The 7,303-nt window shown below is 37.7% G+C and carries 7 protein-coding genes; 6 read left to right on the top strand and 1 reads right to left on the bottom strand.

Translation table 11 applies throughout. The annotated features are described in order from the left end of the window. Nucleotides 1-411 precede the first annotated feature (411 nt). Nucleotides 412-1,428, bottom strand: a complete 1,017-nt coding sequence (gene yejK, locus I6F53_RS19600) for a nucleoid-associated protein YejK (RefSeq protein ID WP_121955650.1) — start codon at nucleotides 1,426-1,428, stop codon at nucleotides 412-414. Nucleotides 1,429-1,490: 62 nt separating this feature from the next. Here yejK and I6F53_RS19595 point away from each other — a divergent pair, with 62 nt between their 5' ends. From I6F53_RS19595 to I6F53_RS19570, 6 genes are all read left to right on the top strand, one after another. Next, on the top strand, nucleotides 1,491-1,703 hold the full coding sequence (locus I6F53_RS19595) for a DUF1414 domain-containing protein (protein WP_007375276.1): 213 nt from the start codon (nucleotides 1,491-1,493) through the stop codon (nucleotides 1,701-1,703). Between the two features lie 5 nt (nucleotides 1,704-1,708). Beyond that, nucleotides 1,709-3,205, top strand: coding sequence for a DUF3413 domain-containing protein (locus tag I6F53_RS19590; protein WP_166420795.1), 1,497 nt, complete (start codon nucleotides 1,709-1,711; stop codon nucleotides 3,203-3,205). A gap of 103 nt (nucleotides 3,206-3,308) precedes the next feature. Continuing rightward, the gene (locus tag I6F53_RS19585) at nucleotides 3,309-3,788 is read left to right on the top strand and encodes a DUF4124 domain-containing protein (protein ID WP_166420794.1); all 480 of its coding nucleotides are present in this window, start codon (nucleotides 3,309-3,311) and stop codon (nucleotides 3,786-3,788) included. Nucleotides 3,789-3,891: 103 nt separating this feature from the next. After that, nucleotides 3,892-5,610: a bifunctional isocitrate dehydrogenase kinase/phosphatase gene (gene aceK / locus I6F53_RS19580; RefSeq protein WP_197240867.1), complete on the top strand. Its 1,719-nt coding sequence runs from the start codon at nucleotides 3,892-3,894 to the stop codon at nucleotides 5,608-5,610. Nucleotides 5,611-5,629: 19 nt separating this feature from the next. Then, a complete protein-coding gene (locus I6F53_RS19575) occupies nucleotides 5,630-6,568 on the top strand; it encodes a LysR family transcriptional regulator (RefSeq protein WP_166420792.1) in 939 nt (312 codons plus the stop codon). Nucleotides 6,569-6,745: 177 nt separating this feature from the next. Next, on the top strand, nucleotides 6,746-7,189 hold the full coding sequence (locus I6F53_RS19570; protein ID WP_166420791.1) for a ferritin-like domain-containing protein: 444 nt from the start codon (nucleotides 6,746-6,748) through the stop codon (nucleotides 7,187-7,189). Nucleotides 7,190-7,303 lie beyond the last annotated feature (114 nt).

Genomic DNA, 7,303 nt, shown 5'->3' with positions numbered 1-7,303 from the left:
AATAAAAAACCAAGAAGCGTTTAAGCTCCAAGAAAGTTAAATACGACCTTGAAGCTTAAAATGAGAGATGGTATCTACAGCCAAAATTTAATACCGTGTATAAAATTAACGTGTAGACGCACAACTTGTTGCCGTGACGGGCAGCGCCAATAGGAATAGTTTGACTTACAAAGAGACTAAACACATAAAAGCGTTACTTCTCGCGTGAGCAAACTTCACGCCTACAGCCGAACTTTAATACCGTGTGTAAAATTAACGTGTAGACGCACAACTTGTTGGCGTGACGGGCAAAGCCCGTAAAAAGTAATTTTTTCACAAAAAGATTAATAGACGCTGCGCTTTTAGAAAGTATAAAAAAGCGCGATATAAATATCGCGCTCTTAAATCAACTTTCTACTAGCTCAAATGAATTTACTCTTTTTCATTTTCCATAAAACGTTGTAGCTGATCTTTTAAGTTTGGCGGAATACCTTTAATTACTAGTGTATCGGTTGCTTCGTTGTACGTTACGCGCTCACCTAAGTGTTTACGTTCAAAGCTTACACTTACACCACCACCAAGGCCTGAAAACTTAACCATACTGGTGACGGTTTTTTTATCAACGGGGAAGGTTTCTTCCAAGTCATAGCTTTGCTCTTTGCAAAAACTATCAAACGGGCTGTCATCGCCTTTTGTAAGCGTTGCTGAAAGATCGCTCACACTTGCATCTTCGCCTGTAGTTACGCAATCATTACAGTAATCAAATACTTGTTTACGTAAATCGTCTTTTTCTGATTTATCAAACTGTTGCTCTGATAAATAATCCTCTACGGCACTAAGCATTACTTGGCTTTGCTGTTTTGAATCAATACCCTCTTCACAGCCTAAAAAGTCTAAGAAAAAGTCAGCTACTTTACGACCCGCACGTCCTTTAATAAATGAAATATAACGATTATCTTCTGCTTGCGTATCCCATGCAGTTAAATCGATACGAGCAGCGAGTTGCATGCGAGATATATCTAAATGACGAGAAGCCGCTAAATCCAGCTCTGAAGTCATAGAGTAATGCTCTTTAATGTTAATCATCGCAATTAACATATAATCAGTAGCAACATACTGATAATGACAAAATACTAAATAGCCTGTTTCACTAAATGCATACTTATCAAGTTCTTCTTTTAAAACCGTTGAGGCTTGCTCGGTCATATGCCAAAAGCCTAACTCATCGTTACGGTAGCTTTGCATTGCAGATGCTACAACACTGTTTTTATCACCACTGAAAGCACAGTAACCTTTACCTGGCTTACCATTGTATGCATGATGTAATTGTTCGATAAAAACGGCTACTTTATCGTTAATTACCATCTCATCATTTCGAAGGTGAATTTGCGTATCGTCGTCTTTTTTGTCTACATAATGAACGACTAATTTTTTAACGTCTGTTGTCATCTTTGTTTTTCACGCCTCTAGTGTTAAAATACGAGAATATAACTATTTTATTGAACCAACTGATGCCAATCTTATCAAAATACTCTAATGAAGAAGTAGAACAAATCGTCGATCAGCTTATTGATGTGCTAACTAAACACAATGCGCCGGTTGATTTAAGTCTTATGTGTTTAGGAAATTCTATCACGCATATCTTAAAAGAGCATGTACCAACAGGGAAAAGACAAGCCGTAACTGAGAACTTTGCAAAAGCTCTATCACAGTCGGTTAAATAAACTCTATGAATTTATCGCAGCACAATCAGTTTTCATCAAAAGCGAGTCAGTTGCTAAGCTGGGGGCACTGGTTTACCTTTGCCAATATTGGCTTAGCGTTATTTATTAGCTTAAGCTATTTATTTGCAGACTCGCCACCTACAAGCTTTTTAGGCATTACCTATATGCTAGTTACATGGCTGAGCCATACTAGTTTTATCGCCTTTTTAGCGTTTGTGCTGACGGTATTTCCGCTTAGTTTAATATTCCCCTACCCACGACACATACGTGGCATGGCTGCTGTTATAGCCACGCTAGGCGCATCTCTGCTTACCCTTGATGCTTATGTGTATGTTAATTTGGGTTATCATCTAAGTATATCTGCTTCACCTGAGATTATTTCTCTACTGTGGCATCGTTTAACAAGCTCACCTGCCTTAACCACAATTTTAGCCAGTGGTATTGTTTTACTTATTTTAGGCTTTCAGCTGCTTATGAGTAATTACACATGGCACCACCTTGAACGCTTGAAACAGTTCAAATTTGCTCGATACGCTATCTCATTTCTAATTATTTGTTTTGCTTTTAGTCATAGTATTCATATTTGGGCTGATGCTAATTTAAAATTTGATATTACCAAACAAGATAACGTATTACCGCTTTCGTATCCTACAACAGCTAAAAGCCTACTGGCTAAAAATGACTTACTTGATATAGAAAGCTATGAGCAAGCACATAACGTAAAAATTAATAATCAAAATATTAATTATCTAATGCCAAGCCCGCTCGAAAAGTGCGAAGACTACACACAAGCCAATGTTGATATTTTTGTATTTGATACTCAACAACAACTTGCTGAATTTGTGGACGGTAATAAAAACTTGCACAAAACAGAGCAGTTTTTACAGCCAACAAATCACAACGATACGCTATTTAGCCTAGTATATGGTTTGCCCGCCTTTTATAAGGTAGCAATTTTAGCTGAGCAAACACTTCCTGTATGGCAAAGTCAACGCCGTAGCATTGAAGTAACTGGCGTGGAAGAACTTAGTTTTATTAATGATCAAGCACATAGTGCTAGCGCAATTAGAGTTATTAAAGGTAATAACACCCCTACTGTACGAGATGATAAAACGCAGGTTTTTGCTTTTAGTCTTGCCAACAACAAGCAAGAAGTAGTAACAACATCAACTTTATATAGCTCTGACAAACGTATTTCTAAAGTAGATGGACTTATTCAACCTAGCGATTTAATTGCTACAAGTGTTGGCCAATATTTAAATTGTAAAGCTATTGCTAAGCAAACAATGCTGGGCGTTAACTTATACAAGAAAAAAGATGATATGGGCGTTAATTATTCACAAGGCGTAGTTATAGCCTATAAAAAAGATAGAATTACTTTGATTGACTCAGATGGTAACTTTAAAAACATATCTGCAGCCGAAGGGTTTTCTATTGAACAAAGACTCGACATCCCATTTTTAGTACAGAGCATTAAAAAGCTCAAGACCTTTACCCAATAACCTTGGGTGTGCTGTCTAATAACCTAGCTTGCTATATCGCCAAGCTAGGTTATAGTTTTATATTGTTTTGCTAGCCAAAATATAAAAATCAAGGATGACAGACATGTTTCAAACTCTTCGCTATATCCTCTATTCTAGCTTTTTACTTATCAGTTTTTTTAGCTTTAGCGATACCACTTACTATAAATGTGTAACAGAAAAAGGCACTACCTTTTCTCAACTTCCCTGTGACGACGAAGCAACAACTTATAAAGTTAACACAACGGGTAATCAGTATTCAGGCCCAAAAGTTGATTACACTAAACAACTGAACGAACTAGAACGTGAAAGACTCCTGTCAGGTTTACAGGCAGAGCTACGCAGTAATAACCACAAACTCACAATACTTGATCGTAATAAGCAGCGTGCTGAATATAAACAACAAGAACGGTTAAATCATATTCTAGCCGTTGATGATAAAAAACGTATTACTAAAGATATTACTAAAAAACTAAAAATGATTAATAAAGAGTATAAAAAAGACGTATCGGCCATCGCTAAGCAGATTAAAATTCTCGAAAAAAAGATAGCTAAATACCAATAACTTCTCATTAAATAGCGCGTAATATTTATCTTGGTTTTAAACTTAAAATAACATACCCTTAACACTATAGAGTATAAGCTCTAGGGACTATTAAGGAGTGCAAATGCAGCCTCGCCATATTGCTGAATTAATTTTAACGGGTTTTAAAAAGCACTATCAGTTATTTCAAAAAACAACAGCCAAAGCCCCCCTCGCCTTTGCAAAAAAAGATTGGCAAGCAATTAATGATATTAGCCGTTTGCGTATCAGCTATTATGATGATCGTGTTAACGAAACCACACAAGCTCTAAAAAAAGAAACCCCAACAGAACAGCTTGATGAAAGCCTATGGCTTGAAGTTAAAATAATATATCAACATTTTTTATGTTTCCACCCTCAAGCAGAACTCGCCGAAACCTTTTATAACTCTGTCTTTTGCCGGCTGTACCATAGGCGCTATTTTCATAATGACTTTATATTTGTAGAAGCAACTTTAAAAGATGCGCCTTCGGTGCCTGTAGAGGCAGAATATAGAACGTACTTTCCAGTAGTTGATGGCCTAAAGCCAACAATAAAACGCATTATTAATCATTTTGATTTTAAAGCCCCATTTGTAAATTTAGAGCGTGATATTCGCCTTCTTGTAAAAGCTTTTTATAAACAAGCCCCCGATACTCACCATCAACCTTGGCAAATGCGCTTTGATATTTTGCACACACCTTTTTATCGTAATAAAGCAGCTTATATTGTTGGTCGTGTTGTTTCAAAAAGTGGCGTTCAGCCTTTTATAATCGCCGTATTGCACGATGAAGATAACGGGTTATATTTAGATGCTCTTTTGACTAAGTCATCTCAAATGCGTGTTATTTTTGGCTTTGCCCGCGCCTACTTTATGGTCGAGACTCACGCACCTTCAGCACTTGTCCGGTTTTTGAATCAGCTTATGCCAAACAAAACGCTTGCTGAGCTCTATAACGCAGTGGGTTTCCATAAACAGGGTAAAACTGAGTTTTATCGAGAGTTTTTAAATCACTTATCTCACTCTAGTGATGAGTTTACAATTGCACCGGGTACTCCCGGTATGGTGATGATGGTATTTACCCTTCCCTCATTTGGTTATGTTTTTAAAGTAATAAAAGACAAATTTGGTGAAAGTAAGCCCTTTGGTCGTGATACCGTGTTAAAGCGTTATCAACTAGTAAAAAACCATGATCGCGTTGGCAGAATGGCCGATACCATAGAGTATTCTAACGTCGTATTTCCTTTAGCGCGTTTTGATAGTAATTTACTTGCGCAATTACACAAAACGATTGGCTCATCAATGGTAATTGAAGGCGAATGGTTGATCATCAAACATTTATATATTGAACGGCGCATGACACCACTCAATTTATTTTTAGAAAATGCTGATGAAGAAAGTGCCGCAGACGCGATTGAAGAATACGGGCAGGCCCTAAAAGAAATGATTGCCGTTAATATATTTCCTGGCGATATGCTGTTAAAAAACTTTGGTGTAAGTAAGCACAAACGTATTATTTTTTACGATTACGATGAAGTTCAATACCTAACAGATATGAACTTTAGAGCATTACCAAAAGCAAAGTGCTACGACGATTATTTAATGGATGAACAAAGTTACTCTGTTGCACCACAAGACGTATTCCCAGAGCAGTTATGTACATTTGTAATGCCTAATCCTATGTATAAAAAGTTTTTACTCAGCACTCATCCGGAACTTATAGATGTTAGCTTTTGGAAGCAGGCGCAACAAAATATAAAAAATGGGCAGGTAAGTCATATTTACCCATACCCGACAGCACAGCGATTTATTCACTACTGGTAAGCGCTAAAGGACACACACAATGAATATAAGTAAAATAGATTTAAACTTACTCGTTTACCTCGATACATTGCTTCGAGAATGCAACGTAACACGCGCTGCTAATCAATTAAGCATAACGCAACCTGCAATGAGTAATGGCCTTAAACGTCTTCGTAACTTATTTAACGACCCTATTTTGGTTCGTACCAGCGACGGTATGGTGCCTACCGAGCGCGCTTTGGAGTTACAGCCTGTAATACGTGGCATATTAATGACGCTTGAAGAAACTCTCGCACCTAATCGAGAATTTGAGGCGAGCCAAAGTAAACGTGTATTTAGAATAATGGCCAGTGATTACGCAGCAAGCACCCTAGCCCCAAAACTACTTAGTAAATTGCACGACGAAGCTCCAGACACTACATTAGATATACTCACACCAAGTGATGTAACCTTTCATGACGTAGAAAACGGTAAAGTAGATATGGCAATCAACCGTTTTGAAAACTTACCTCAGTCTTTTCATCATAAACGTATTTGGAAAGACAGTTTTTGCTGCTTAGTTAAGGCCGACAACCCTATTATTGAAAACTTTAGCCTCGACAGCTACTTAAAAGCACGCCATATATGGGTGAGTAAAACAGGTTTTGGCGTAGGTGTAGGTATGGACCCTAAAGATGTGCAAAAACTTGGTTGGGTTGACGAAGCACTTGCTCACTTTGGTAAGCATCGTAACATTGCCACTTTTACGCGTAACTATCATGTAGCGATTCATTTAGCTAAAGAGAAAAATTTGATTGCGACCCTTCCTTCAAAAGCCGCAAATATATACTTAGATGATCCGGGGCTTAAAATTTTAGAACCACCGTTTCCAATTCCTCCTTTTGAGCTTGATATGATTTGGAGCCCACTGTTACATCGCGATGCGAGTCACATTTGGTTACGTCAAAAAGTAGCTGAAGTAGCTGAAGAGCTAAAATAACTTTATTACACAATATGATGTAAAAATTGCTAGGTTAATACTTGATCTATTAACCTAGCAACTCCAAAAGAAAAAATAAAACTTTAATAAACAGAAACTTAAAACAAGGCATCAACTTGGAACACACCTTGCTTTTATTAAATCGAACTATACATCCATTTAATAAAAGAGGTCATTATGAACACCCATCAAGGATCAGAAGTAAATCATATTACTGACATCATTCAAGTTATGAACAGCGGCATCGATTTTTATCAACAAGCACAGGCAAAAGTTGAAGACCCTGCTATTGGCGCACTTTTTCAGCGCATGATAGATGCCCGAAAAGTGAGTGTTGAGCGCTTGCAGCCCTATGCAATTAATGAAAAAGGCGAACGCGAAGATGGCTCTTCTTTCGCAGTCGAAGCACGACGTGCATACACAGCTTTATTAACTACATTCAGCTCACATAACGACAGCACATATGTAAAAGAGCTTGAGGAAGTGGAAGATAAAACCCTTGCAGAAATTAAAGCAGCGATGGATAAACCACAACCCGCTGATTGCGAAGCTGCACTGGCTAAAACATTATTAACAATGCAAAGCTGCCATGCAGAAATGAGCCGTATGCAAAAGCATTAAGCTTACATAACGCATAAATAGAACCCAGCCTAGCGCTTAACACCATTCAGTTAAGCATGTTTTGACTTAATGGTGTACCGAGTTTTTGAAATTCGAACGGTCCTACTTTTGGGC

The organism is Pseudoalteromonas sp. SWN29 (assembly GCF_015864465.1).
In the GTDB taxonomy this organism is placed as follows: Bacteria; Pseudomonadota; Gammaproteobacteria; order Enterobacterales; family Alteromonadaceae; genus Pseudoalteromonas.
Note: the sequence above shows the minus strand (reverse complement) of the source record. Positions and strands in the feature narration are given on the sequence as shown.